We start from the raw sequence: 26630 nt of genomic DNA, 5'->3' as shown, positions 1-26630 counted from the left end.
AGTGAGAAGCGCATGACGATCAAGGCCGTGGTGTTCGATTTCGGCGGGGTGCTCGTGGACTGGAGTCCCGAGTATCTCTATCGCAAGCTGATTCCCAACGACGACGAGCGCCGCTGGTTTCTCACGCACGTCTGCAAGATGGACTGGGTGGTCCGCCAGGACGGCGGCGAGCCCATTGCCGTGGGCACGGAGGAACTGGTCGCGGCGTTTCCCGAGCATGAAGCGCTCATTCGCGCGTTCTACGAGCGCTGGCACGAGATGATCGGCGGCTTGCTCGCCGGCGGCGTCGCGACGTTCGAGCGCCTCGAGGCCGCGGGGATGCCGATCTTCGGTCTCACGAACTGGTCGGCCGAGACGTTTCCGTGGGCGTGGGAGCGCTTTGGCATCCTGCGGCGCTGCCGCGATATCGTCGTATCGGGCCACGTGAAGCTCGTGAAGCCCGATCCGGCGATCTTCCACGAGATGTTCCGCCGCATCGAGGCACAGTTGCCGGGCGTGAAGCCCGAGGAACTCGTTTTCATCGACGACAACGCGCACAACGCCCTGGCAGCCACGGCGCTCGGCTGGCACGGCGTGCACCATACGAGCAACGCCACCACCGACGCTAAGCTGCGCGAACTCGGCTTGCCGGTCTAAGCAGCTCATCCAGGCAGGCTAAAGCCGGCGTCCCGCGCTATTTCGAAGCGGGCGCCGGCACCGGCTGCAGCAGACTGCGCAGCGCGTCAGCGATACCCTTTGCGGTTTGCCCGGCGCCCTTCGCCACCCCTTCCGCGCTCACCCCGAGCGCCTGCGCAAACCCTGCGCGCAACTCCGTCATCAGGTTTTCGTTCAGCTTGAATTTAGGGTCGCGCAGGTTGCCGTCGAGCACGAAATGCAGCGTGATTTCCCCCTTGTGTGCCTTCAATGCGGCCACGGCGGCGCGCGTCGGGATCGACAGGAAGGTGTCCACCGCGTCGCCGCTATCCGAGAGTTGCAGGTTGTGCAGCGTGACGATGCCCGGCGCGTGCAGGTGATAGCCGCGCACGGTCGAGTTGAGATCGAGGTCGAGTGTACCGCCCGTCACATTGGCCTTCGCGCCGGCCTTTTTAAGCAGATAGGGATCGATCGTGCGCACATCCACGCCACGCAGCGTCGTGCGGAGTTGCGAGTCCTTATTCGCGATTTGCATCCAGCCGTCGAAAGTGACGCGTCCTGTGTGCGCCGGGCCGACGACATTGCCCACGACCGAAACGCGGGTGGGCTCCGTAAGCGCCGGCAACTGGACATTGTCGACGCTCGCCTGCGCGCGGTTCACGGTGACGCGCCACGGCGGATTGCTCACCGAACGGTCGTAGAAGTCGAATGTGCCGTTCTCGAAGCCGATATGGTCGATGACCTTTTGCTGCGGCAGGCTGCTTTCGCCCTGCGCGCCGTTCGAGGGCGCGGCGCTTTGCGCCATCGCTTCGCGCAGATTCGGCAGGATCAGGATCGAACCGCTTTCCCGGCGCAGCACCGTCATCGTGAAATCGCTCACCGTGACGTCGCGAATATGCACGCGGTGCGAGATCAGCGCGCGCAAGTCGGGCGTGATGGTGATGCGGGCGGCGCGCAGCGTGTCGGCAGTCGGCCAGTTCGGCGGCGGCTTCAGGCGCACGTCGGTGAGCTCGACGGATGAGAGATTGAACGCCACGTTCACGCTCGCGGCCGTGCCGACGGGCGCGAGCGCGCGCTCCACGTACGCCTTTGCCTCGCGCTGCAGCGCGTAGAGCGTGCCCAGCGCCGCGAGCACGAGCAGCGCGACGACGATCGCCACGATAAGGACAACACGGTTGCGCAGCGGCGTCGCCATACGGAATTCCTCGCGGGAGCTGGGCATGATCAAGCCCCAAGTGAGCCTAAGCGTAGCGGCTTTCGAGCAACCGCCATGCCGTGTGTGCTTGAACCTGCCAGAACGACAACGGCGGCCCGCGGGCCGCCGTTGTTTGCTATCGATCGCGCCTGCTTAGCGGCTGATCGGCTTGTAGCGCAGACGCTTCGGACGTGCAGCTTCTTCGCCGAGACGCTTGATCTTGTCGGCCTCGTACTCCTGGTAGTTGCCGTCGAAGAACGTGACCTGCGAGTCGCCTTCGAACGCGAGGATGTGCGTGGCGATACGGTCGAGGAACCAGCGATCGTGCGAAATCACCATCACCGAGCCCGCGAATTCGAGCAGGGCGTCTTCGAGCGCGCGCAGCGTTTCGACGTCCAGATCGTTCGACGGTTCGTCGAGCAGCAGGACGTTGCCGCCCGAGATCAGCGTCTTGGCCAGGTGCAGACGGCCGCGCTCACCACCCGAGAGGTTGCCGACGATCTTCTGCTGATCGCCGCCCTTGAAGTTGAAGCGGCCGATGTACGCGCGCGACGGCGTTTCGTACTTGCCCACCGTGAGCACGTCCGCGCCGCCCGAGATTTCCTCGAACACGGTCTTGTTGGCGGCCAGCGCGTCGCGGCTCTGATCGACGTAGGCGAGCTTGACGGTCGGGCCTTGCACGATTTCGCCCGAATCCGGCTGCTCCTTGCCCGTGAGCATGCGGAACAGCGTCGATTTACCGGCGCCGTTCGGCCCGATGATGCCGACGATCGCGCCCGCGGGAATCTTGAAGCTCAGGTTGTCGATGAGCAGACGGTCGCCATAAGACTTGCTGACGTTCTTGAACTCGATGACTTCGTTGCCCAGACGCTCGCCCGCCGGAATGAAGATTTCCTGCGTTTCGTTGCGCTTCTGGTATTCCGAGCTCGACAGTTCCTCGAAACGCGCGATACGCGCCTTCGACTTCGCCTGGCGGCCCTTCGGGTTCTGGCGCACCCACTCCAGCTCCTTCTTGATCGCCTTCTGGCGCGCCGATTCCGACGCTTCTTCCTGCTTCAGGCGCTCTTCCTTCTGGTCGAGCCAGCTGGAGTAGTTGCCCTTCCAGGGAATGCCGTGGCCGCGGTCGAGTTCGAGAATCCACTCGGCGGCGTTGTCGAGGAAGTAGCGGTCGTGGGTCACGGCGACCACGGTGCCCGGGAAGCGCGTGAGGAACTGTTCGAGCCACTCGACCGATTCGGCGTCGAGGTGGTTGGTCGGCTCGTCGAGCAGCAGCATGTCGGGCTTTTCGAGCAGCAGCTTGCACAGCGCGACGCGGCGCTTTTCACCGCCCGAGAGGTTGCCGATCTTCGCGTCCCAGGCCGGCAGGCGCAGCGCGTCGGCGGCGATTTCGATCTGCTGTTCCGCGCTGCCGTCGGTCGTCGCAAGGATCGCTTCGTACTTCGCCTGTTCGGCGGCCAGCGCGTCGAAGTCGGCGTCCGGTTCGGCGTAGGCGGCATAGATCTCGTCGAGCTTCTTCTGCGCGTTGAACACGTCGCCCAGACCTTCCTCGACCGCTTCGCGCACGGTCTTTTCCGGATCGAGCTGCGGTTCCTGCGGCAGGTAGCCGATGTTCAGGTTGGGCATCGGCGTGGCTTCGCCTTCGATATCCTTGTCGACGCCGGCCATGATCTTGATGAGCGTGGACTTGCCCGAGCCGTTCAGGCCGAGCAGACCGATCTTGGCGCCGGGGAAGAACGACAGCGAGATGTCCTTCAGGATCTGGCGCTTGGGCGGCACGATCTTGCCGACCCGGTTCATGGTGAAGACGTATTGGGCCATGAGAGTGTCTTTTGGAAACGGGTAGAAAAAGGTGTCGCTTATACGTTGAACAGGAAGTTCATTACGTCGCCGTCGTGCACGACATATTCCTTGCCTTCGGCGCGCATCTTGCCGGCTTCCTTAGCGCCGGTTTCGCCCTTGTACTGGACGTAGTCGTCGAACGCGATGGTCTGCGCGCGGATGAAGCCGCGCTCGAAGTCGGTGTGGATCACGCCCGCGGCTTGCGGGGCCGTATCGCCGACATGGATCGTCCACGCGCGCACTTCTTTCACGCCCGCCGTGAAGTAGGTCTGCAGGCCGAGCAGCTTGAAGCCCGCGCGGATCACGCGGTCGAGGCCCGGCTCTTCCATGCCCATATCGGCGAGGAACGCGATCTTGTCTTCGTCTTCGAGGTCGGCGATTTCCGCTTCGATCGCGGCGCACACGGCCACGACCGGCGAATTCTCGCCTTCAGCGTACTTGCGCACGGCGTCCAGATGCGGGTTGTTCTCGAACCCGTCTTCCTTCACGTTCGCGACGTACATGGTCTTCTTCGCGGTGATGAGGCAGAAGGGCTTGATCAGCGCCTGCTCGTCGTCGCTCAGTGCGAGCCCGCGCACGGGCTTTGCCTGATCGAGTTGCGCGCGCACCTTTTCGAGCACGGCCACGAGCTTCGCGGCTTCCTTGTCGTTGCCCGATTTCGCGGCCTTCGAGTAGCGCGTGAGCGCCTTCTCGACGGTGGCGAGGTCGGCGAGCGCCAGTTCGGTGTTGATGACTTCGATGTCGGCGAGCGGATCGATCTTGCCCGCCACGTGGATCACGTTTTCATCTTCGAAGCAGCGCACGACGTGCGTGATCGCATCGGTTTCGCGGATGTTCGCGAGGAACTGGTTGCCGAGGCCTTCGCCCTTGCTCGCGCCCGCGACCAGACCCGCGATGTCGACGAATTCGACCACGGCCGGCACGACGCGCTCGGGCTTGACGATTTCGGCGAGCGCCTTCAGGCGCTGATCCGGCACTTCTACCACGCCGACGTTGGGCTCGATCGTGCAGAACGGGTAGTTCTCGGCCGCGATGCCCGCCTTGGTCAGCGCGTTGAAGAGGGTGGACTTGCCGACGTTAGGCAAGCCGACGATGCCGCATTGGAGGCTCATGTAAATCTCTGCATGTCAGGGTGGTGACGTGCGGCTCGCCGCGCGCGAAGGCCCGGGGCCGGGCGTCTCGCGAAAGCGGAAGCGGCGGGCGGGGCGGCGCAGTTGGCACGTCGGGGGACGTGACGGGGAGTCACGAAAACCGTAATTGTAACCTCGTCCGGGTGAGGGTTAGCCGCGGGTGTCGCCGCGCTGGCGGGCCGTCTTCCCGCAACGTCTTGCTGCGCCGCAACACCGCGCCCGTCCCGCCCGGCCACACAAGCGCCCGCGGCTATAATGCGCGCATGACTGCAAGCAACCAGACCTTTGATGTCGCCGTGATCGGCGGCGGCCTCGTCGGCAAGTCGGCGGCGCTCGCGCTGACCCAGAGCGGCCTGCGCGTGGCGCTGCTCGCGCAGCCGTGCGCGCCGCTGCCTGCGGGAGCCGTGTTCGACGCGCGCGTGTACGCCTTTTCGCGCAGCTCGCAGGCGCTGTTCGAGCGGCTGCGGGTCTGGCAGGCCGCCGACGCCGCGCGCCTCACGCCCGTCTACGACATGCGCGTGTTCGGCGACGCCGCGGCGGAGTTGCACTTCTCGGCATATCAGGCCTCGGTTGCGCAGCTGGCCTGGATTGCCGAGTCGTCGATCGTCGAGCGTGCGCTCGACGCCGCGCTGCACTTCCAGCCCAATCTCGCGTGGATCGACACGCGTGCGCAGACGCTCGACGTGAAACCCGACGCGGCCGTGATCGGCCTCGCCAATGGCCGCACGATCGAAGCCGACCTCGCGATCGGCGCGGACGGTGCGCATTCGTGGGTGCGCGCGCAGATCGGCTCGACGGTCGAGCGGCGCGATTACCGGCAAACCGGCGTGGTCGCCAACTTCCGCGCGGAAAAGCCACACGGCGAAACGGCGTACCAGTGGTTCCGCGAGGGCGAGATCGTCGCCTTGCTGCCGCTGCCCGATCGGCACGTATCGCTCGTCTGGTCGGCGCAGACCGAACATGCCGAAGAACTCCTCAAGCTCGAACCGGCGCAGCTTGCCGCCGAAGTCGAGCGCGTCTCGCAAAGCCAGCTGGGCGCGCTCGAATGCGTCACGCCCGCGCGCGGTTTTGCGCTGTCTCTGCAAACCGTCGACCGGCTCGTGGCGCCGCGCGTCGCCCTGGTCGGCGACGCCGCGCATCTGATTCACCCGCTGGCGGGCCAGGGCGTGAACCTCGGTTTGCGCGACGTCGCCGCGCTCGTCGACGTGGTCACGAAGAAAGAGGCATTCCGCGATCTCGGCGACATCGTGCTGCTGCGCCGCTACGAACGCGGTCGCCGTGAGGACATCCAGAAGCTCGTCGTGGCCACCGACGGCCTGCAGCGGCTTTTCTCGTTCCCGGGCACGCTCGCGCGCGCGGTGCGCAATACGGGCATGGCATTCGTGGGGGCGCAGCCGTTGCTCAAGCGCTGGCTCGTGGCCTCGGCGCTCGGCTAGTATCGACGGGCTCGCCTGCGCAAGCAGGCATTTCGGTTGCTCGAGGCCAGTGCGGCTTAGAATGGACATATTGGCCGCGCCCGCAGCACATGCCGCCCCGGCCGTTCAACGGAACTCTGCGCGCGTCGCCCCTGCGCGGCGCGCCTGAATCAGGAATGCATCCCATGCAAACGCGTATTCGATTTGCCGCGCTCGTGATCGCGGTAGCCACCTCGGCGCTCGGCTGCTCGGCCCAGGCCGACCAGACCACCGACAAGATCAAGTCGGCGCTGCAGACGCGTCTCGGCATCGACGCCAGCGACATCAAGGGCATCACCAAGGCGCCCATGCCGGGCCTTTACGAGATCAACCTCGGCACGCAGATCGTCTATAGCGACGCCAGCGGCGATTACGTGCTCACCGGCGAACTCATCGACACCAAGGCGCACCGCAATCTCACCGAGGCGCGCCTGAACGAAATCAACAAGGTCGATTTCTCGAAGCTGCCGCTCGAGAACGCGGTCAAGGTCGTGAAGGGCGACGGCAAGCGCAAGATGGCCGTGTTCTCCGACCCGAACTGCCCGTACTGTCATCAGCTCGAAAGCACGCTCAGGTCCGTCGACAACGTGACGGTCTACACCTTCCTGTACCCGGTGCTCTCGCCGGATTCGACGGCGAAGGCCAAGCAGATCTGGTGCTCGGCCGACCGTGGCAAGGCGTGGGAATCGTGGATGGTCGACCGCAAGGCGCCCACGGCAGCCGGCACGTGCGACACGGCCGCCATCGACAGCAATCTCGCGCTCGGCCAGAAGATGAACGTGACCGGCACGCCCACCGTGATCCTCGCGGACGGCACGCGCCTGCCGGGCGCCGTCAGCGCCGACCGGCTCGAGCGCGGTCTGAACGGCGCGCACTGACGCCTCGCCTGAACCCGCCGGCCGCTTTCGCGGCCGGTACTTTTTTGCCCGGCGCTTTTTGTCCGTTTTTGTCTGCCGGGCATACTGAATTTGCACTGCAGCGTCTGCTGACCGAATCTCTCACCGATCCCGCCGATGAAGCCGATCCGATACACCATCGTCCCGAAGAATCCCGCCGCGCATCTGTTCGAGGTGACGCTCACCGTGGAAGACCCCGCGCCGGACGGCCAATGCTTCATGCTGCCCGTGTGGATTCCGGGCAGCTACATGGTGCGGGAGTTCGCGCGCAACATCGTCACGCTGCGCGCCTTCAACGACGCGGGCCGCAAGGTGCGCGTGACGAAGACCGACAAGCATTCGTGGCAGGCCGCGCCCGTGAAGGGCGCGCTCACGCTGCGTTATGAAGTCTACGCGTGGGACCTGTCCGTGCGCGCGGCGCATCTCGACGACACGGTGGGCTTCTTCAACGGCACGAGCGTGTTTCTCGCGGCGCTCGGCCATGAGGAGGCGCAGCACGCCGTCGATATTCAGCGTCCGGACGGGCACGCCTACCGCCACTGGCGCGTGGGCACGGCGCTCACGGAAGCGCGCGGCACCAAGCGTTACGGCTTCGGCGAGTACACGGCCACGAATTACGACGAGCTGATCGATCATCCGGTCACGCTCGGCGAGTTCACGCTCGCGAGCTTCAAGGCGCACGGCGTGCCGCACGACATCGTGATCGCGGGCCGCGTGGTCGCGCTCGACATCGAGCGTCTCGCCGCCGACCTCAAGAAGATCTGCGAGGCGCAGATCGCGCTGTTCGAGCCGCGCACGAAGCGCGCGCCGATGGAGCGCTACGTGTTCATGACGCAGGCCGTGAGCGACGGTTACGGCGGCCTCGAGCATCGCGCCTCGACGGCGCTGATCTGCAATCGCACCGACCTGCCGGTGAAGGGCAAGCCCGAGACGTCGGACGGCTATCGCACCTACCTCGGCCTGTGCAGCCACGAATATTTCCACACGTGGAACGTGAAGCGCATCAAGCCTGCGGCGTTCGTGCCGTACGACCTCACGCGCGAGGACTACACGTCGCTGCTGTGGCTGTTCGAGGGCTTCACGTCGTACTACGACGACCTCATGCTCGTGCGTAGCGGCCTCATTTCCGTAGACGAATACTTCGGCCTGCTCGGCAAGACGATCGCCGGCGTGCTGCGCGGGGCGGGGCGACTGAAGCAGAGCGTCGCGGAAAGCTCGTTCGACGCGTGGGTGAAGTATTACCGCCAGGACGAGAACGCGTCGAATGCGATCGTGAGCTACTACACCAAGGGTTCGCTCGTGGCGCTGTCGTTCGATCTCGCGATTCGCGCGCAGACGAACGGCCGCAAATCGCTCGACGACGTCATGCGCCTCTTGTGGCAGCGCTATGGGCGCGACTTCTATCGCGGCAAGCCGGTGGGCGTGGGCGAGGACGATGTCGAGGCGCTGATCGCCGAGGCGACCGGCGTGGAACTGGGCGCGCTCTTTAGCGACGCCGTGCGCGGCACGCGCGACCTGCCGCTCGCGGCGCTGTTCGAACCGTTCGGCGTGACGCTCGAAGGGGAGCCCGAACGCGGCGCGAAACCGTCGCTCGGCGCGCGGCTGCGTGGCGGCGCCGAAGCGACGCTTGCCGTCGTCTACGAAGGCGGCGCGGCCCAGAAGGCGGGGCTTTCGGCTGGCGACGCGCTCGTAGCGCTCGACGGCCTGCGTGTGACGGGTTCGAATCTCGACGCGCTGCTCTCGCGCTACCAGCCGGGCACGAAGGTCGACATCCACGCGTTCCGCCGCGACGAGCTTCGCGTGGCGCGTCTGACCCTCGATGCGCCCGAGGTCGCGCGCTACAAGCTCGCCGCCTCGGACAAGCGTGCGCCCGCGCGCGCATTGCGCGAGCGCTGGCTGGCGGCGTAAGCCGCTGGGACAGGGTGCGGCGGCACGCGGCGCCATAAGCGGCGTGGGTAACGGATCCCACGCCGTTTTTTCATGCCCGCGATTGTTCTATCGTTGCAACAATCCGTCATCGGCGGACTACTTTTTCGGAGCCCGGTAAAAAAACACAATGCCTTCACTCGCGCAACGTTGCGCAACTGAGACCCGAAGGAGCCACCATGACCACGATCCTGCAAATCAATTCCGCCGCCCGCTCGCAAGGCGCCCAGTCGACGCTGCTCGTCAACGAATTGACGGCCAGGCTGCAACAATCGAATCCGGGCGCGCAAGTCGTCACGCGCAACCTGCAAGCCGACCCGCTGCCGCACCTCGACGACGCCGTGCTCGGCGCGTTCTTCACGCCGGCCGAGCAGCGTACGCCGGAGCAGCAGGCCATCGCTGCACGCAGCGAAGCGCTGATCGCGGAACTGCAGGCAGCGGACATCATCGTGATCGGTGCGCCGATGTATAACTTCGGCGTCTCGTCGCAGCTCAAGACGTACTTCGACTGGATCGCGCGCGCCGGCATCACGTTCCGCTACACCGCGAACGGTCCCGAAGGCCTCGTGAACGGCAAGAAGGTCCATGTCGTTTCGGCACGCGGCGGCAAGTATCAAGGCACCGCGCACGACAGCCAGACGCCGTACCTGAAGTCGTTCCTCGGCTTCCTCGGCATGACCGACGTGAACTTCATCTTCGCCGAAGGCCTGAACATGGGCCCGGACGCAGCAAGCGCCGCGCTCGCAGGCGCGCGTGAGGCGATCGCTGCAGCGTAACGTTCGCGCTTGTTGCCTGTTTGACGGCTGTAAAAGCAAAAACGCCACGAGAACGATCTCGTGGCGTTTTTCATTGCGCGTCGTCGCGTTGCGAGGCCCAAGCGGCTCAGGCGGCTCAGGCGAGCACGAGGCCTTCCTCCGGCAAACGCCAGTCGATCGGCTGGCGGCCGTGCGCCTGCAGATACTCGTTGGCCTGCGCGAAATGCCCGCAGCCGAGAAAGCCGCGATGCGCGGAAAGCGGCGACGGATGCGGCGCTTCGAGCACGCAATGCGCACCCGAGAGCAACGCGCGCTTGTTCTGCGCGTGCGCGCCCCACAGCATGAACACGAGGTTTTCGTGGCGCGCGGCGAGTTGCTGGATCAGCGTGTCGGTGCAGCGCTCCCAGCCGCGCTTCGCATGGCTCGCGGCGCTCGCGCGCTCGACGGTGAGCACCGTGTTGAGCAGCAGCACGCCCTGGCGCGCCCAGGCGTCGAGACAGCCGTGCGTCGGCGCCTGAATGCCGAGGCTCGCTGCGATTTCCTTGAAGATGTTGCGCAGCGAAGGCGGTGGGCGCACCGAAGGCGGCACCGAGAACGCCAGGCCGTGCGCCTGCGGCGTGCCGCGATCGTCGCCGTGGTACGGGTCCTGGCCGAGGATCACGACCTTCACGTCGTCGGGCGAGGTGAGGCGCAGCGCGCGGAACACGTCGGCGGGATAGACGGTCTTGCCGGCGGCGCGCTCGTCATCGACGAAGCGGCACAACGGCGCGTAGGCGTCGCTCGTGATGAACGGCGCAAGCAGCTCGCGCCAGGCGGCGGGCAGCGCGTCGAACTGGTCTTCGAGGCGCGTGGTGTCGATGGCGGCCTGCGGCGCGGTGGGGTCGTGTGGCATGGCGGGGGCGGGCATAACGGCGTGCGTGCGTTCGGGCGCCGGGAATTCGTCGGCGCCGAACAGCGAGAAGATCGTGATCTGGCGCGGGTCGATTTCGGGCAGCGGCGGCTCGTCGAGCGTGGCTTGTGCTGCGTCGGCCAGAAAGTCGTCGAACAGCGAAGCTTGCACCGGCATCGCGACGCGCGGGCGTTTCGTGGAGGTCATGGGCGGCAAGTGTCGCAGCAATTGCGCGGCGATTCAATCCGGCGCGAGCGCGGCCGGGTCCCTCTCGCGGCATCGGCGATGATGTTGCAACTAACAGCACTGTTTCGGCGCTATCCGCTATCTACAGGTGATTGAGCGCGTTGCGCGGCGCGCTGAAGCCGCGCCGCACCGTTCTCAGCCCTCGCGCAGCTTGTACCCGCGTTGGGCCTTGCTGATGTCGTCCGGCGCAAGGCCTGGCAGCGCCCGCGCGAGTTCCGCCGCGAGCGTGTGCAATGCCGCTTCGTCGCCCGACTTCAGTTCGAGTTCGATTTCGCAGATCGGCGTGCGCCGCGTTTCGCCGTTCACGTCCGCGGTGACTTCGCCCTGATCGATGGCCGCTTCAACTTGCGCGCCGTCGACTTCGAGCGTCCACAGCGTGCGCTGGAAGTCGGTGCGAAAGAGCGGGATCAGGTTCGCGGCGGCATCCGAGAGTGCCGTCGAAACGCCGGCTTCATCGCACTCGTGCAGCAGCCTGTCGATTTCGAGCGCTTCGCCCGCCACCGGCATTTCCCACTCGTGCCGCGCGTGCAGCCCGTTTTGCGCCACTCCCACGGTCTTGAACGTCTGCAGCCAGCCCTCGGGCGCGCGGCGCAGGCGCAGCGCGCTCTTTGCGCGCGCGAGCGCAAGCGCCGGCGTGTCGAAGTAGATGTTTTCCAGCCGGATGGCGCGACCCGGCTTGCCGGCGCGCGTCTCAAAGAGACGCCGCGCCGCGTCCACCTGGTCGCGGGGCAGCGCTAGCTTGATTTCGCGTTCGATACCCATGGCGCTGCGCGATCAGAAGAACATGCGGGCGAGTTCCGCGCCCGGCTGTTCGGCGCGCATGAACGCCTCGCCCACGAGGAACGTGTGCACGGAAAGCGCGCGCATTTTCTCGACGTCCGCACGCGAGAGAATGCCCGACTCGGTCACGACGATGCGGTCTTCAGGCACGTCGTCGAGCATGCCGATGGTAGTATCCAGCGTGGTTTCGAACGTGCGCAGATTGCGATTGTTGATGCCGATGAGCGGTGTCTTCAGCGTGAGCGCGTGCGTGAGTTCTGCGCGGTCGTGCACTTCGACGAGCACCGCGAGACCGAGCGAATGCGCAAGCGCTTCGAGATCGCGCATTTCACCTGGCTGGAGCGCGGCGGCGATCAGCAGGATCGCGTCGGCGCCCATCGCGCGGGCTTCGACGACCTGATACGGATCGACGATGAAGTCCTTGCGCAGCACCGGCAGGTTGCACGCGGCGCGCGCGGCTTCGAGGTACGCGGCGCTGCCCTGGAAGAACTGTACGTCGGTCAGCACGGAAAGGCAGGCCGCGCCGCCCTCGGCGTACGAGCGCGCGATTTCGGCGGGCTGGAAGTTTTCGCGCAGCACGCCCTTCGACGGACTTGCCTTCTTCACTTCGGCGATCACGGCGGCCTGGCCGTTGTCGTGCTTCGCGCGCAAGGCGCCGACGAAATCGCGCAGATCGCGCGTGCTTGCCTGCAGACGCAATTCTTCGAGCGGGGCGCTCTGCTCGGCGGCGCGCACTTCTTCGCGCTTGACCGAGATGATCTTTTCGAGGATGTCACTCATGATATTCGGAGGCAAAAAACGGTGCTGGATCAGCGTTTGAACTGTTGCGTGAAGCGTACCAGTTCGTCGACTTTGGCGCGCGCGCGGCCGCTGGCGAGCGTCTCGCGCGCAAGCGCGATGCCTTGCGCGATCGAGTCCACCAAGTTCGCCGAATAGAGCGCCGTGCCCGCGTTCAGCGCGACGATTTCGCGCGCCGTGCCAGCCTCGTTCGAGAGCGCGCCGAGCAGCATCGCCTTCGATTCTTCGGCGTTCTCGACCTTGAGCGAACGGTTCGAGACCATCTGCATACCGAAGTCTTCGGGATGGATCTCGTACTCGCGAATCTGGCCGTCCTTCAGTTCGCCGACGAGCGTGGCCGCACCGAGCGAGACTTCGTCCATGCCGTCCTTGCCGTAGACGACGCACACGTGTTTAGCGCCAAGACGCTCCATCACGCGCACCTGAATGCCGACGAGGTCCGGATGGAACACGCCCATCAACTGATTGGGCGCGCCGGCCGGATTCGTGAGCGGCCCGAGGATGTTGAAGATCGTGCGCACGCCCAGTTCGCGGCGCACGGCGGCGATGTTCTTCATCGCCGGATGGTGGTTGGGCGCGAACATGAAGCCCATGCCCGTTTCGGCGATCGAGGCGGCCACCTGGTCCGGCTGCAGGTCGATGTTCACGCCGAGCGCTTCGAGCACGTCCGCGCTGCCCGACTTGCTGGAGACGCCCCGGTTGCCGTGCTTCGCGACCTTTGCGCCCGCTGCCGCGACCACGAACATCGAGGCCGTGGAGATATTGAAAGTATGCGAGCCATCGCCGCCGGTGCCGACGATGTCGATGAAGTTCGAGTTGTCCTTCACCTCGACGTGATTCGCGAACTCGCGCATGACCGTCGCGGCGGCCGTGATCTCGCCGATGGTTTCCTTCTTCACGCGCAGGCCGGTGAGGATGGCCGCCGATTGCACGGGCGAAAGCTCGCCGCGCATGATGAGGCGCATGAGGTGGAGCATCTCGTCGTGAAAAATCTCGCGATGCTCGATCGTGCGCTGGAGCGCTTCCTGCGGGGTAATCATGATTAGTCGCCTCCGGGTCAAGCGCTCTTGGTTTGCTTCAGGAAATTCTCGAAGAGGGCATGGCCGTGCTCCGAGAGGATCGATTCCGGATGAAACTGCACGCCTTCCACCGCAAGCTCGCGGTGACGCACGCCCATGATTTCGCCGTCGTCGGTCCAGGCCGACACTTCGAGGCAGTCGGGCAGCGACTCGCGCTCGATGGCGAGCGAGTGATAACGCGTGACGTTGAAGTGCTTCGGCAGGTCGGCGAACACGCCTTTGCAGTCGGTTTCGATCTGGCTCACCTTGCCGTGCATGATGGTCTTCGCGCGCACGACGCGCCCGCCGAACGCTTCGCCAATCGCCTGATGGCCGAGACACACACCGAGAATCGGCGTCTTGCCTGCGAATTCGCGCAGCACGTCGAGCGTGATGCCCGCGTGCTGCGGGTTGCTCGGCCCGGGCGAGAGGCAAATGCGCGCGGGGTTGAGCTTCGCGATTTCGTCGATGGTAATTTCGTCGTTGCGGTACGTGTGAACGTCTTCGCCGAGCTCGCCGAAGTACTGGACGATGTTGTAGGTAAACGAATCGTAGTTGTCGATCATGAGCAACATGGTCTTTTCTCCGCTCAGAAGTCGCTGTCGAGGCCGTCCTGCACCTGCTCGGCGGCGCGCAGCACGGCGCGCGCCTTGTTCTCGGTTTCCTGCCATTCGGACTCGGGCACCGAATCGGCAACCACGCCCGCGGCGGCCTGCACATACAGATTGCCGTTGTGGATGAGGCCGGTGCGGATCGCGATGGCCAGGTCCATCTCGCCGTTGAACGAGAGATAGCCGACCGCGCCGCCGTAGAGCCCGCGCTTCACCGGCTCCAGTTCGTCGATCAATTCCATCGCGCGAACCTTCGGCGCGCCCGATAGCGTGCCGGCCGGGAACGTGGCGCGCAGGACGTCGAAATTGTTCATGCCGGGTTTGAGCTTGCCTTCCACCGAACTCACGATGTGCTGCACGTGCGAGTACTTCTCGATGATCATCTTGTCGGTGACGGCCACCGAACCGATCTCGGCGATGCGGCCCACGTCGTTGCGCGCGAGGTCGATCAGCATGACGTGCTCGGCGATTTCCTTCGGGTCGTTGAGCAGTTCGGTCGCGAGTTCGGCGTCGCGCTCGGGCGTGTTGCCGCGCGGCCGCGTGCCCGCGAGCGGGCGAATCGTCACCATGCGGTCCTCGCCGCGCTTTTCCTGGCGCACGAGAATTTCCGGCGACGCGCCCACCACGTGGAATTCGCCGAAGTTGTAGTAGTACATGTACGGTGACGGGTTCAGCGAGCGCAGCGCACGGTACAGCGACAGCGGATTGTCGCGATACGGCTTCGTGATGCGCTGGCCCACTTGCACCTGCATCAGCTCCCCCGCGGCGATGTATTCCTTCGCCTTGCGCACGGCGGCGAGGTAATCGTCTTTCTTGAATTCGCGGAACGTTTCGGTACGCACGCTCGCCGAGGTCACCGGCGGCTGTACCGTGGTGCGCAGGCGCTGCTTGAGTTCGCGCAGGCGGTGCTTCGCCTTGGTGTAGGCCTCGGGCGTTTGCGGATCGGCGTAGACGATGAGATAGAGCTTGCCCGCGAGATTGTCGATGACCGCGACTTCTTCGGTCAGCAGCAGCTGGATGTCGGGCAGGCCGAGATCGTCGGTCGGGCAGGTATCGGCGAGCTTCTTCTCGATGTAGCGCACCGCGTCGTAGCCGAAGTAGCCCGCGAGACCGCCGCAGAAGCGCGGCAGACCCGGACGCTGCGCGACCTTGAAGCGCGCCTGGTAGTTCGCGATGAATTCGAGCGGATCTTCGTTATGCGTCTCGATCACCTGGCCGTCGCGCACGACCTCCGAAATGCCGTTGCGCGTGCGGATCAGCGAGCGCGCCGGCAGGCCGATGAACGAATAGCGCCCGAAGCGCTCGCCGCCCACCACGGACTCCAGCAGGAAAGAATTGGCGCCGCCGCGCTCGGGCTGCGCGAGCTTCAGGTACAGCGAGAGCGGCGTTTCGAGATCGGCGAGCGCTTCGGCGATCAGCGGGATGCGGTTGTAGCCCTCGTTGGCGAGGGACTGAAATTCGAGTTCGGTCATGTTCCGATCCTGTTCGTGCTGCCGGTCGCGGCGGGTGCGGGCCCAGTGCGGCTCAAAACGGGGCGCGCGGTGAGCGCGAGGCGTTTGTTTTAGAGTGCTTGATGGCCGCTGGCGCTCACTCGTGCGGCCCAGGATCGCGCTGATGAGGCAGCGCTTGCCGGGCCGGCGTGCGGTACATCGACGGAAGGTAGGGCGTAGCCGCTCGCGCCCGGCGCAACTCGCCGCGAACGGCGAAACGACACGCAAGGACCACGAAAGCCAACGGCCAGACCAGCCGACGGGTTACCGCAACAGTTTAGAGTCGAGACACGCGCGAGTGCGCAGCGAAGTAAAAAACGGTGCTGAAGAAGGACGAATACGCAACTTCAGCGAACCTCGGATGAGGTTAGCGCGACCAGCGACGCCAGGGCCAGGCTCCCCGGTCGATCGTGCTCAGACTCCGTTTTTTATTCAGAAACATGAGGATAGTTGACGTTCAGTTGAGAACTTAAGTCAGGTCATTGTGCGCTGCGACCGCCTTGGCGGCGTCGAGCAGCGAGGCAACTATACCATCCGATTCAATTTTTTGTACAGGTTGGCCGTGGTTGTAGCCGTAGGGCACCGTGAGCGTGGCCATGCCGGCCGCGCGGCCGGCGATCGCATCGTTCTCCGAATCGCCGATCGCCACCGCCGCCGCGGGCTTGACGCCCAGGCGCTCGCAGGCAGTGAGCATCGGCAGCGGGTCGGGCTTCTTCTTCGCGAGGCTGTCGCCGCCGAGCACCACGTCGAAGTACTGCGCGAGGCCGTATTGCTGCAACAGCTCGACGGCGAAGCGGTGCGGCTTGTTGGTCACGCACGCGAGCTTGATGCCCTGGTCGCGCAGTGCCGCGAGGCCCGCTTCGACGTCCGGGTACAGATGCGTGTGGCGGCCGTTGATCTTCGCGTACTCGTCCTGGTAGAGCGCGAGCGCTTCGTCGAAACGCGCCTCGACGTTGTCCGCGGCAAAGCGCGGCGCGAGCACGCTGCGGATCAGGTGCTCCGAGCCCTTGCCCACGTAGCCCATCACTTCCTCGCGCGTGGTTTCATCGGCGTCGAGCTGCGCGAGCATGCCGTTCAGGCCGGCGGCGAAGTCGTCGGCGGTGTCGACCATCGTGCCGTCCAGGTCGATCAGCGCCGCTTCGATGCGTGGCGCGGTGAACTTGACGGGGGCGTTCATTTTGCGTTTGCAGCGTTGGCGACGCTCGCGAGCTGCGCGCGCATCTCGTCGATCACGGTCTTGTAGTCCGGCTTGCCGAAGATCGCCGAGCCCGCCACGAAGGTGTCCGCGCCTGCCGCCGCGATTTCGGCGATGTTGTCGACCTTCACGCCGCCGTCCACTTCGAGGTGGATTTCGCGGCCCGTGCGGGCCGTGTAGGCGTCGATCTTCGCGCGCGCCTCGCGCAGCTTGTTGAGCGCCTCGGGAATGAACGACTGGCCGCCGAAGCCGGGATTCACCGACATGATGAGCACGAGATCGAGCTTGTCCATCACGTGGTCGAGGTAGTTCAGCGGCGTGGCCGGGTTGAACACGAGGCCCGCCTTGCAGCCGTGGTCGCGGATCAGCGAGAGCGTGCGGTCGATATGGTCCGAGCCTTCCGGGTGGAAGCTGATGAGGTTCGCGCCGGCCTTGGCGAAGTCGGGCACGATGCGGTCGACCGGGCGCACCATCAGGTGCACGTCGATGGGCACGCTCACGTGCGGGCGGATCGCCTCGCACACCAGCGGACCGATGGTGAGGTTCGGCACGTAATGGTTATCCATCACGTCGAAGTGGATCCAGTCGGCGCCGGCAGCGACGACGTTGCGGACCTCTTCGCCCAGACGCGCGAAGTCGGCGGAGAGAATGCTGGGGGCGATGCGGAATTGCGTCATGGCGGCAATCGGAAAACTGTCGGAAAAACCGTATTTTACCGTCAGTGGCAGAGCGTTTCCCGGCGGCCGCCGCGGGCGGCGCCGGGTTGCGGGTGCCCGTTGCATCAAGCAGAATGCCAAACCATGTGCCGCGCCTCGCGGCGCGCCCGCGAGCGCCTTGCCGCGCGGGCGTCTCAGTCAACGGACTCAGCAGCCGCGCCAAAGCGAATGGAACAACGATGAGCCAGTACGAATTCAGCGTGACGTCGCAGGTGCGCTACCTGCCCGAAGAATCGGACCCGGAGCGCCGGCAATATGCCTTCGCGTACACGCTGACCATTCGCAATACCGGTCAGGTAAGCGCCCAGCTGATCGCGCGCCACTGGGTGATCACCGACAGCGAAAATCACGTGCAGGAAGTGAAGGGGCTGGGCGTGGTCGGCCATCAACCGCTTCTGAAGCCGGGCGAGCAGTTCGAGTACACGAGCTGGGCCGTGATCGCTACCCCGGTGGGCACGATGCGCGGCGAGTACTTCTGTGTGGCCGAGGACGCCGAGCGCTTCGAGGCGCCCGTGCCCGAGTTCGTGCTGCGCATGCCGCGCACGTTGCATTGAACCGCCGCGAGAAATCGGGGTCTGCTAGTTCTGACGCCGATCGTCGCGCGAGGCTTGCTTCTTCCTGCCCGACGCGGTCCACACAACGATGAAAATCAGCAGGAACAGCGCAAGGAGCGCTTCCAGACCAAACATGAGCATCGGGTATTCGTCGAGCAGTTCTGACATGGCGGCATCCATCGAGAGCCAGTATTGTAGGCGTGATTTTGACGTCGATTCCGGTCTCGATGTCCCGGTGATGCCGGGATTCACACAGGTGCGATATTGCGTGGGGTCGGCGCTTCGGCGTGGGGGGAGCCGCCTGGGTCTGCGGTTAGGCGGCTGGTTGGGCGCGGCTTCGCTCGCGGCTTTGCTTGCCGCATGCGGCGGCCCGAGCTACGTGCACAACGTGCCGCCCAAAGGCACGCCCACGCTGCCCTCGCAGCTCGCCGCGCAACGTCTCACGCCGGTCGCCTGGCAGCAGGTGCCGGGCTGGCAGGACGACTCGCTGATCGGCGTGACCGCGGCGCTGCGCGCGAACTGCACGCGTCTTGCGCGCGATCCTCGCTGGCAGCGCGCGTGCACTGCGGCCTCGCAGCTCGATGACCTGGACGCCTCGAGCGCACGTGCATTCTTCGAAACGTATTTCACGCCCTATCAGTTCGCCAACAACGACGGCACGCTCGACGGCCTCGTGACCGGCTACTACGAGCCGCTGCTGCACGGTTCGCGCACGCGTCACGGCATCTACCAGACCGCGCTGTATCGCTGGCCGTCCGGCTATCGTCCGGGCGCCGCGATGCCGCCGCGCGCGCAGCTCGAACGTTCTGGCGCGCTGGGCGGAAACGAACTCGTGTGGGTGGACGATCCGATCGAAGCGTTCTTCCTGCAGGTGCAGGGCTCCGGGCGCGTCGTGATGGAAGACGGCAGCGTGATGCGTGTGGGCTTCGGCGGCACCAACAACCAGCCGTACAAGTCGATCGGGCGCTGGCTGCTCGACCACGGTGAACTCACGCCCGCGCAGGCGACCATGCAGGGCATCAAGGCATGGGCACGCGCGAACCCGACGCGCGTGGACGCGCTTCTCGACACCAATCCGCGCTTCGTGTTCTTCCGCGAGATGGGCGGCTCCGAGGGCGACGCGCAGGGCGGAGCCGACGGTCCGATCGGTGCGCTCGGCGTGCCGCTCACGCCGGAACGCTCGATCGCCGTCGATCCGTCGTCGATTCCGCTTGGCACGCCGGTGTTTCTCCAGACTACGCGCCCGCTCACGAATACGCCGCTCAACCGGCTCGTGTTCGCGCAGGACACGGGCACGGCAATCAAGGGCGGCGTGCGCGCCGACTACTTCTGGGGCTTGGGCGACGACGCCGGCGATCTGGCCGGCAAGATGAAGCAGGGCGGCCGCATGTGGCTGCTGTTCCCGAACTCGTGATCGCGGTGGCGCTTGCGCCGCACTCGTGAAGCGAAAAAGCCGGCGAGCGCCGGCTTTTTCTTTTACTGCGCGTTGCGGGCCGCGGTTACTTCGGCCGCTTGTCGATGACTCGCCGGGCTTTGCCAACCGAGCGCTCGATGCCGTTCACTTCCAGCACGTTCACCTTGCACGTCACGCCGATCAGCGCCTTGATGTCGTAAGCGAGTGCCTTGCTGGCCGCGTCGAGCGCACCGTAGTCGGGCGCGGTTTCCGGGCACGGTTCGCAGTTGAGCGACATTACGTCCATCGGACCTTCCTTCGTCAGGACGATCTGATAGTGCGGTGCGAGAGCCGGCTGCTTGAGCAGCAGTTCCTCGATCTGCGTGGGGAACACGTTCACGCCGCGGATGATCAACATGTCGTCCGAGCGGCCCGTGATCTTTTCCATGCGGCGCATGGTGCGCGCCGTACCGGGCAACAGACGCGTGAGGTCGCGCGTGCGGTAACGGACGATGGGCAGCGCTTCCTTCGTGAGCGAGGTGAAGACGAGCTCGCCCAATTCGCCGTCGGGCAGCACTTCGCCGGTTTCCGGGTCGATGATCTCGGGGTAGAAGTGATCTTCCCAGATCGTCGGGCCGTCTTTCGTCTCCGCGCATTCCGAGGCGACGCCCGGGCCCATCACTTCCGAAAGACCGTAGATGTCGACGGCCGTGATGCCCATGCGCTGCTCGATTGCCCGGCGCATGTCGTTGGTCCACGGCTCCGCGCCGAAGATGCCGATGCGCAGCGAACAGGTGGCCGGATCGATGCCCTGGCGCTCCATTTCGTCGGCGATCGCGAGCATGTAGCTCGGCGTGACCATGATGATGTCGGGACGGAAGTCCTGGATCAACTGGACCTGCTTCTCGGTCTGGCCCCCGCCGAACGGAATGACGGTGAGGCCCGCACGTTCCGCGCCGTAGTGCGCGCCAAGGCCGCCCGTAAAGAGTCCGTAGCCGTAGCTGATGTGCACCTTGTCGCCGCGCCTGGCGCCCGCTGCGCGCACCGAACGCGCGACGACGTTCGCCCACGTGTCGATGTCGCGCGCCGTGTAGGCCACCACGGTCGGCTTGCCGGTCGTGCCCGACGACGCATGGATGCGCGAAATCTGGTCTTGCGGCACTGCGAACATGCCGAAGGGATAGTTGTCGCGCAGATCCTTCTTCGTGGTGAACGGGAAGCGCGCGAGATCGGCGAGCGACTGCACCTGGGACGGATGTACGCCGGCTTCGTCGAATTTGCGGCGATAGACCGGCGAATTCTCGTAAGCGTGGTTCAGCGACCATTTCAGGCGCTCGAGCTGCAGCGCAGCAAGCTCGTCGCGGCTCGCCTTTTCGATGGGTTCGAGCGGCAGCGTGGTACTCATGGGTGTCTCCTGGATCTAAGAACTTTACTCGTGACGCGTAGGGAATCGAGAAGGGGAAACCCGCTTCACGTTGCGACGGGAATGACATTGCCGCGAATCTGCGCGGACTTGCCTCGGAAGAGCGCGACGGTTTCGCCTGCCCGATTCGTCACGCGGATGTCGTAGACCCCGTTGCGTCCCGATAGCACCTGTTCGACGGCTTCGGCGGTCAACACCTCGTCGCGCAGCACCGGACGCAGGAACTCGATCGAGCAGCCGGCCGCGACGGTGTTGATGTTGTACGAATTGCACGCGAAGGCGAACGCCGAATCCGCGAGCGAGAAAATCATCCCGCCGTGGCAGGTCTGATGGCCGTTGAGAAACTCGGGCCGCACGGCCATGGACAGGCGCGCGTAACCGGCGCGCACTTCGAGGAGTTCCATGCCGAGCGCGCGCGTGCAGCCGTCGGCTTCGTACATCGCCTGCGCGGCGGCGCGAGCGAGTTCGTCGGGCGACAGGCCGTCGTCCTCAGGCAGTTGCGAGGCTTGCGTGGACATCTCAGCGGCCCTCGAAGTGCGGTGCGCGTTTTTCGATGAAGGCTTGCACGCCTTCTGCGTAGTCATGCGACGCGCCCAGCTCGCGCTGCAGGTCGCGTTCGAGATCCAGTTGCTGGTCGAGCGTGTTCGTGGCCGATGCGCGCAGCGCTTCGCGCGTGGCGACGATGGCGCGCGTCGGTTGCTGCGCGAGGCGAGCGGCGAGCGCGCCGGCCGTTTGCGCGAGTTCCGCGTCGTCGGTCACTTGCCAGACGACGCCCCAGCTTTCCGCCTTTTCCGCGCTGAGTTTTTCGCCGGTCATGGCGAGTCCGAGCGCGCGCGCCAAGCCCACGCGTTTGGGCAGGAACCACGTGCCGCCGGAATCGGGCACGAGGCCGATCTTCACGAACGCCTGGATGAAGCTTGCCGAGCGTGCGGCGAGCACGAGGTCGCAGGCGAGGGCGAGATTGGCACCGGCGCCGGCCGCGGTGCCGTTGACGGCGGCGATCACGGGCATCGGCAGCGCCTGCAGGCGCTTGATCAGCGGATTGAAATGCTCATCGATGAGGTCGCCGAGATCGGTCATCGCACCCGGCGTGAAGTCGAGATCGGCGAGATCCTGGCCCGCGCAGAAGCCGCGGCCCGCGCCCGTCAGCACAAGGGCGCGCGCGCCGGCCGCGGCGACCTCGTCGAGCGCTGCGACGAGCTCGCGGTGCATGGCGCGCGTAAAGCTGTTGAGCTTGTCCGGGCGGTTCAGCGTGATCGTGGCCACGCGGGTGGATGCGTCGATTTCGACGCGGATCGCATCGTAGGGCATCGGTTGTCTCCTGGTCCCATGCAAAGCTGTCTGAGACCGCCGAATGCATCGCCCGGCGGCCGGTCGATACTGCGCGCGTTATGGCTCGATGCGTTCGATCGCGAGGGCGATGCCCTGGCCGACGCCGATGCACATCGTACAAAGTGCGAAGCGTCCGTTCGTGCGCTCCAGCTGATGGAGCGCCGTCGTCACGAGACGTGCGCCCGAAGCGCCGAGCGGGTGGCCCAGTGCAATCGCGCCGCCATTCGGGTTCACGCGCGGATCGTCGTCGGCAATGCCGAGTGCGCGCAGCACGGCGAGGCCTTGCGAGGCGAACGCCTCATTGAGTTCGATCACGTCGAACTGATCCAGCGTCATGCCGAGCTGCTTGAGCAGTCTTTGCGTAGCGGGCGCCGGGCCGATGCCCATGATGCGCGGCGCGACGCCGGCGGTCGCCATGCCCAGCACGCGCGCGCGGCGACGCAGGCCATACTGCTTGGCGGCCTCCTCGTTGGCGAGCAGCAGGGCGCAGGCGCCGTCGTTGACGCCCGAGGCGTTGCCCGCCGTGACCGTGCCGTCCGGCTTCACGACGCCCTTGAGCTTGCCGAGCGATTCGAGCGAAGTTTCGCGCGGGTGCTCGTCGAGCGTCACACGCACGGGGTCGCCCTTCTTTTGCGCGATCTCAACCGCGACGATTTCCTGCGCGAGCGTGCCGTCCTTCTGCGCGCGTGCCGCTTTCTGCTGGCTGCGCAGCGCGAACGCGTCCTGATCGGCGCGATCGATGCCGAATTCTTCCGCGACGTTTTCCGCCGTCTCCGGCATCGAATCGACACCGTACTGCTGCTTCATCAGCTTGTTGACGAAACGCCAGCCGATGGTCGTGTCGTAGATGGCCGCTTCACGCGAAAACGCCGAAGCCGCCTTGCCCATGACGAACGGCGCGCGCGTCATGCTTTCCACGCCGCCCGCGATCATGAGGCGCGCTTCGCCCGCCTTGATCGCGCGCGCCGCACTGCCGACAGCGTCGAGACCCGAGCCGCACAGGCGGTTGAGCGTGCCGCCCGGCGCGTCGGTCGGCAGGCCCGCGAGCAGCGCGGCCATGCGCGCGACGTTGCGGTTGTCTTCGCCGGCCTGGTTGGCGCAGCCGTAGAGCACGTCGTCGAGCGCGCTCCAGTCCACGCCGGGATTGCGCTCGACGAGGGCGCGGATCGGCACCGCGGCGAGGTCGTCCGCGCGGACGTCCTTGAGGGCGCCGCCATAGCGGCCGAACGGGGTGCGAATCGCGTCGCAGATATAGGCTTCGGTCATCTCGGGTTCCTGGGGCGCGAGCGCAGAAGTGCGCTCACGCCTTGCATGCTAGAGGGATGGGCAATCGGGCGCCATTCGGCTGAGCGGCGTGGGCCGATCAGCTGGCGACGGCGGGGGCCGCTTTCGGTTCGACGTGAACGCGGCTCTGAACCACGCGGAAGCGGTTCGCCACGAAGGCGGCGTCGGCGAGCGCGGCGTTCGCCGCGGGGTTCGCGCCGGTGCCGTGGAAGTCCGAGAATGCAGCCGACTGGTTCACGAACACGCCGCCCGTGAGGTTGATCGAGAGCGCCACGCCGCCGGTGATGGCGGCTTCATGTGCGGCTTCGATCACGGCGTCGTCCGTGCTGTAGACGGAAAGCGTGAGCGCACCGTGGTCGCGCGCGGTCTCGCCGGCCAGCTTGAGCGACTGCGCAGTCGAATCCGTGGCGATCACGAACGAGATCGGGCCGAACCATTCGCGCGTGAACTGGGCGGCGTCGCGCGCTGCGTCGAGCGAGAGCACGAGCGGCGTGCGCACGCGTGCGCCGGCGAACTGCGGGTGTTCGAGCGTCTGGCTGTCGGCGAGCACGGTACCGAGCTTGCGGGCTTCGTCGATGCGAGCCGTCACGCCTTCGTTCTGGATCGCGCCGAGCACTTCGACGGCGCGCGCCGGATCGGCGACGAACTTCTGCACGGCGCCGGCAATCGCCTGGGCGACGGCCTCGAAGCTCAGCTGGCCTTCAGCGGTGCGGATGCCGTCGCGCGGCACATAGATGTTCTGCGGCGCCGTGCACATCTGGCCCGAGTAAAGCGAGAGCGAGAACGCGATGTTGCGAGCGACGGCCTTCAGGTCGTCCGCGGAGTCGATCACGATCTGGTTCACGCCGGCCTTTTCCGTGTAGACCTGCGCCTGATGCGCATTGCGCTCGAGCCAGTCGCCGTTTTGCGTGCTGCCCGTGAAGTCGATCAGCTTGATCTCGGGGCGCAGTGCGAGCTGCTGCACGAGTGCGCCGTCGTTGGGGTCGGTGGCGAGCAGCGTCACGACGTTCGGATCGAAGCCGGCTTCGCGCAGCACCTCACGCGCAATGCGCACGGTGATCGCGAGCGGCAGGATCGCGCCCGGGTGCGGCTTGACGATGACCGTGTTGCCCGTCGCCAGATCGGCGAAGAGGCCGGGGTAGCCGTTCCAGGTCGGGAACGTGCAGCAGCCGAGCACGAGGCCGGTGCCGCGCGGCACGATCGTGAAGCGCTTTTGCATCGCCAGGGGCGGGTTCTTGCCCTGCGGCTTTTCCCAGTGGGCGTCGGCGGGAATGCGGCGCAGCTGGTCGTAGGCGTAGGCGACGGCTTCGAGCGCGCGATCCTGAGCGTGCGGGCCGCCGGCCTGGAAGGCCATCATGAATGCCTGGCCGGTCGTGTGCATCACGCTAAAGGCGATCTCGAAGCTCGCGCGGTTCAGGCGCTCGAGGATTTCGAGGCTCACGCCCGCCCATGCCTGCGGGCCGGCTGCGCGCCAGTCGCGCTGGGCTTGCTGCGCGGCTTCGATCAACTGGTCGGGCGTCGACTTCGGATAGCGCGCGCCGAGCGCGAAGCCGAACGGCGAGGCCTCGCTGCCGACGGTTTCGCCCGTCGACGGCTGGTCGAGTTCGAAGGCGCGATTCAGGTGGGCCTTGAACGCGCCTTCGCCATCTGCGCTGGCGGTTTCCCCGTACACTTTGGGGCTGGGCATTTCGGCGAACGGGCTCCAGTAGCCGCGGGTCTCGATGGCGGCAAGCGCTTTTTGAAGCGCGCCCTCATGCTTGGCAAACAGCGAATGTGTCATGGCTCAACGTTGATTGAGAGGTTGGACAGGGCCCGCGCCAATTAATTGACCGACCGGTTGGTTGGCCAATGTTAGCATTAGTCAAAGTTCGGCGTAAAAAATTTTTTCGGGGACTTTCTTTTGATGGAAGGAGGAGTTATGGGGTACGAAAACATCCTGGTCGAGACGCGTGGCAAGGTCGGATTGATCACGCTGAACCGGCCAAAAGCGCTCAACGCGCTAAACGATGCGCTCATGGACGAACTGGGCGCGGCACTCAAGGCGTTCGACGCCGATGAGGGCGTTGGCGCGATCGTCATCACGGGTAGCGAAAAGGCGTTCGCCGCGGGCGCCGACATCGGAATGATGGCGAGCTACACCTTCATGGATGTGTACAAAGGCGACTACATCACGCGCAACTGGGAAACGATCCGCTCGATTCGCAAGCCGATCATCGCGGCGGTCGCGGGCTTCGCGCTCGGCGGTGGCTGCGAACTAGCCATGATGTGCGACATGATCTTCGCGGCCGATACGGCCAAGTTCGGCCAGCCGGAGATCAAGCTGGGCGTGATTCCGGGGGCGGGCGGTACGCAGCGTCTGCCGCGCGCGGTGTCGAAAGCGAAGGCGATGGACCTGTGCCTGACCGCCCGGATGATGGGTGCGGAGGAGGCGGAGCGCGCCGGTCTCGTATCGCGCGTGATTCCGGCTGCGGAATTGCTGAACGAAACGCTGGCGGCGGCTACGACCATCTGCGAATTCTCGTTGCCTGCCGTGATGATGGCGAAGGAGTCGGTGAACCGCGCCTACGAGACGACGCTTGCTGAAGGCGTGCACTTCGAGCGCCGTCTATTCCATTCGCTCTTCGCTTCGGAAGACCAAAAGGAAGGGATGGCTGCGTTCGTCGAGAAGCGCAAGCCCGTGTTCAAGAACAAGTAAATGCCCGGGAGATTCGATCGCCGCGAGCGGCGATCGAGATTATTTTCGCCATCCCCTTGCACAGCGCCGGCGAGGGCGATAAGATTCGCCCCCTTCGCAGTTCGATGTCTCCGACGTCAGGGCAGCGAGGGCCGCCGCGGAAACCGGCGGACGCAGGAGTCAGCAAGCTTTTTCAAGCGGTGAGCGAAAAAAAGGGGTTGACGAAGCGAAGAAGATTCTTCATAATCTCGTTTCTCTGCTGCTGACGCAGCAACGCAGAAAGAAGCCGGTAGTTGAGCAGTTTTAACGGCGCTTTCGCGATCGATCTTTAAAAATTTACAGCCGATAAGTGTGGGCGC

The 26630-nt window shown here is 65.5% G+C and carries 26 protein-coding genes; 8 read left to right on the top strand and 18 right to left on the bottom strand.

Annotation, left to right across the window (positions count from 1 at the left end):
• Positions 1 to 12: 12 nt before the first annotated feature.
• Positions 13 to 636 (top strand): HAD family hydrolase, encoded by a 624-nt coding sequence (locus tag AB3X99_RS39020; protein WP_368661848.1) that lies wholly within the window; start codon positions 13 to 15, stop codon positions 634 to 636.
• A gap of 37 nt (positions 637 to 673) precedes the next feature.
• On the opposite strand, the gene AB3X99_RS39015 is transcribed toward AB3X99_RS39020, so the two are convergent.
• The 3 genes from AB3X99_RS39015 to ychF form a co-directional block, all read right to left on the bottom strand.
• Complete coding sequence (locus tag AB3X99_RS39015) at positions 674 to 1828, bottom strand: DUF748 domain-containing protein (protein ID WP_368661858.1); 1155 nt, start codon at positions 1826 to 1828, stop codon at positions 674 to 676.
• A 153-nt stretch (positions 1829 to 1981) separates the two neighbouring features.
• Positions 1982 to 3646 (bottom strand): energy-dependent translational throttle protein EttA, encoded by a 1665-nt coding sequence (ettA, locus tag AB3X99_RS39010; protein ID WP_133190145.1) that lies wholly within the window; start codon positions 3644 to 3646, stop codon positions 1982 to 1984.
• A gap of 38 nt (positions 3647 to 3684) precedes the next feature.
• Positions 3685 to 4779, bottom strand: coding sequence for a redox-regulated ATPase YchF (ychF, locus tag AB3X99_RS39005; protein ID WP_069269177.1), 1095 nt, complete (start codon positions 4777 to 4779; stop codon positions 3685 to 3687).
• Between the two features lie 281 nt (positions 4780 to 5060).
• On the opposite strand from ychF, the gene AB3X99_RS39000 reads away from it, so the two are divergent.
• The 4 genes from AB3X99_RS39000 to AB3X99_RS38985 all read left to right on the top strand — a co-directional run bounded on the left by AB3X99_RS39000 (position 5061) and on the right by AB3X99_RS38985 (position 9849).
• Positions 5061 to 6233: a UbiH/UbiF family hydroxylase gene (locus AB3X99_RS39000; RefSeq protein ID WP_368661847.1), complete on the top strand. Its 1173-nt coding sequence runs from the start codon at positions 5061 to 5063 to the stop codon at positions 6231 to 6233.
• Between the two features lie 164 nt (positions 6234 to 6397).
• Positions 6398 to 7129 carry a DsbC family protein gene (locus AB3X99_RS38995; protein ID WP_069269176.1) on the top strand — a complete coding sequence of 244 codons (732 nt, stop codon included), beginning with the start codon at positions 6398 to 6400 and terminating at the stop codon, positions 7127 to 7129.
• Between the two features lie 135 nt (positions 7130 to 7264).
• Complete coding sequence (locus AB3X99_RS38990) at positions 7265 to 9055, top strand: M61 family metallopeptidase (RefSeq protein ID WP_368661846.1); 1791 nt, start codon at positions 7265 to 7267, stop codon at positions 9053 to 9055.
• 197 nt (positions 9056 to 9252) lie between these two features.
• Positions 9253 to 9849, top strand: a complete 597-nt coding sequence (locus AB3X99_RS38985; protein ID WP_069269174.1) for an FMN-dependent NADH-azoreductase — start codon at positions 9253 to 9255, stop codon at positions 9847 to 9849.
• A 115-nt stretch (positions 9850 to 9964) separates the two neighbouring features.
• Here the strand turns inward: AB3X99_RS38985 and AB3X99_RS38980 are convergent, their stop codons facing one another.
• The 8 genes from AB3X99_RS38980 to rpe all read right to left on the bottom strand — a co-directional run bounded on the left by AB3X99_RS38980 (position 9965) and on the right by rpe (position 17572).
• A complete protein-coding gene (locus tag AB3X99_RS38980) occupies positions 9965 to 10924 on the bottom strand; it encodes a uracil-DNA glycosylase (RefSeq protein ID WP_368606808.1) in 960 nt (319 codons plus the stop codon).
• Between the two features lie 174 nt (positions 10925 to 11098).
• Positions 11099 to 11725, bottom strand: coding sequence for a CYTH domain-containing protein (locus AB3X99_RS38975; protein WP_342949874.1), 627 nt, complete (start codon positions 11723 to 11725; stop codon positions 11099 to 11101).
• Positions 11726 to 11737: 12 nt separating this feature from the next.
• Positions 11738 to 12523, bottom strand: coding sequence for an indole-3-glycerol phosphate synthase TrpC (gene trpC / locus AB3X99_RS38970; protein ID WP_321927918.1), 786 nt, complete (start codon positions 12521 to 12523; stop codon positions 11738 to 11740).
• Positions 12524 to 12552: 29 nt separating this feature from the next.
• Complete coding sequence (gene trpD, locus AB3X99_RS38965; protein WP_368661857.1) at positions 12553 to 13584, bottom strand: anthranilate phosphoribosyltransferase; 1032 nt, start codon at positions 13582 to 13584, stop codon at positions 12553 to 12555.
• Positions 13585 to 13598: 14 nt separating this feature from the next.
• Entirely contained in the window at positions 13599 to 14174 is a 576-nt protein-coding gene (locus tag AB3X99_RS38960; RefSeq protein WP_069269170.1) for an aminodeoxychorismate/anthranilate synthase component II, read from the bottom strand.
• 14 nt (positions 14175 to 14188) lie between these two features.
• Complete coding sequence (gene trpE, locus AB3X99_RS38955) at positions 14189 to 15682, bottom strand: anthranilate synthase component I (protein ID WP_368661845.1); 1494 nt, start codon at positions 15680 to 15682, stop codon at positions 14189 to 14191.
• A gap of 487 nt (positions 15683 to 16169) precedes the next feature.
• Positions 16170 to 16877: a phosphoglycolate phosphatase gene (locus AB3X99_RS38950; protein WP_069269168.1), complete on the bottom strand. Its 708-nt coding sequence runs from the start codon at positions 16875 to 16877 to the stop codon at positions 16170 to 16172.
• Positions 16874 to 17572 (bottom strand): ribulose-phosphate 3-epimerase, encoded by a 699-nt coding sequence (gene rpe / locus AB3X99_RS38945; protein WP_368661844.1) that lies wholly within the window; start codon positions 17570 to 17572, stop codon positions 16874 to 16876. Before rpe ends, AB3X99_RS38950 begins: the two co-directional genes overlap by 4 nt.
• Before the next feature lie 218 nt (positions 17573 to 17790).
• Between rpe and apaG the strand changes: the two genes are divergently transcribed.
• Positions 17791 to 18165 carry a Co2+/Mg2+ efflux protein ApaG gene (gene apaG / locus AB3X99_RS38940; RefSeq protein ID WP_028208771.1) on the top strand — a complete coding sequence of 125 codons (375 nt, stop codon included), beginning with the start codon at positions 17791 to 17793 and terminating at the stop codon, positions 18163 to 18165.
• Positions 18166 to 18189: 24 nt separating this feature from the next.
• Here the strand turns inward: apaG and AB3X99_RS38935 are convergent, their stop codons facing one another.
• Positions 18190 to 18333 (bottom strand): hypothetical protein, encoded by a 144-nt coding sequence (locus AB3X99_RS38935; RefSeq protein WP_233271586.1) that lies wholly within the window; start codon positions 18331 to 18333, stop codon positions 18190 to 18192.
• On the opposite strand from AB3X99_RS38935, the gene AB3X99_RS38930 reads away from it, so the two are divergent.
• On the top strand, positions 18299 to 19579 hold the full coding sequence (locus AB3X99_RS38930; RefSeq protein WP_256095087.1) for a murein transglycosylase A: 1281 nt from the start codon (positions 18299 to 18301) through the stop codon (positions 19577 to 19579). The genes AB3X99_RS38935 and AB3X99_RS38930 overlap by 35 nt on opposite strands.
• 85 nt (positions 19580 to 19664) lie before the next feature.
• Here the strand turns inward: AB3X99_RS38930 and paaK are convergent, their stop codons facing one another.
• The 5 genes from paaK to paaN all read right to left on the bottom strand — a co-directional run bounded on the left by paaK (position 19665) and on the right by paaN (position 25377).
• Positions 19665 to 20963 (bottom strand): phenylacetate--CoA ligase PaaK, encoded by a 1299-nt coding sequence (paaK, locus tag AB3X99_RS38925; RefSeq protein ID WP_069269166.1) that lies wholly within the window; start codon positions 20961 to 20963, stop codon positions 19665 to 19667.
• A 65-nt stretch (positions 20964 to 21028) separates the two neighbouring features.
• Positions 21029 to 21499, bottom strand: coding sequence for a hydroxyphenylacetyl-CoA thioesterase PaaI (gene paaI / locus AB3X99_RS38920; protein WP_368661843.1), 471 nt, complete (start codon positions 21497 to 21499; stop codon positions 21029 to 21031).
• 1 nt (position 21500) lies between these two features.
• Positions 21501 to 22292, bottom strand: a complete 792-nt coding sequence (paaG, locus tag AB3X99_RS38915) for a 2-(1,2-epoxy-1,2-dihydrophenyl)acetyl-CoA isomerase PaaG (protein ID WP_368661842.1) — start codon at positions 22290 to 22292, stop codon at positions 21501 to 21503.
• A 78-nt stretch (positions 22293 to 22370) separates the two neighbouring features.
• Complete coding sequence (gene pcaF, locus AB3X99_RS38910) at positions 22371 to 23579, bottom strand: 3-oxoadipyl-CoA thiolase (protein ID WP_368661841.1); 1209 nt, start codon at positions 23577 to 23579, stop codon at positions 22371 to 22373.
• A 97-nt stretch (positions 23580 to 23676) separates the two neighbouring features.
• Entirely contained in the window at positions 23677 to 25377 is a 1701-nt protein-coding gene (gene paaN / locus AB3X99_RS38905) for a phenylacetic acid degradation protein PaaN (protein WP_342949882.1), read from the bottom strand.
• Between the two features lie 138 nt (positions 25378 to 25515).
• Between paaN and AB3X99_RS38900 the strand changes: the two genes are divergently transcribed.
• On the top strand, positions 25516 to 26292 hold the full coding sequence (locus tag AB3X99_RS38900) for an enoyl-CoA hydratase (protein WP_069269161.1): 777 nt from the start codon (positions 25516 to 25518) through the stop codon (positions 26290 to 26292).
• Between the two features lie 116 nt (positions 26293 to 26408).
• On the opposite strand, the gene AB3X99_RS38895 is transcribed toward AB3X99_RS38900, so the two are convergent.
• A partial coding sequence (locus AB3X99_RS38895; protein WP_368661840.1) for a hypothetical protein occupies positions 26409 to 26630 on the bottom strand: 222 nt, incomplete at its 5' end.

This window comes from Paraburkholderia sp. BR10882 (genome assembly GCF_040948855.1).
Taxonomy (GTDB): Bacteria; Pseudomonadota; Gammaproteobacteria; order Burkholderiales; family Burkholderiaceae; genus Paraburkholderia; species Paraburkholderia nodosa_A.
Note: the sequence above shows the minus strand (reverse complement) of the source record. Positions and strands in the feature narration are given on the sequence as shown.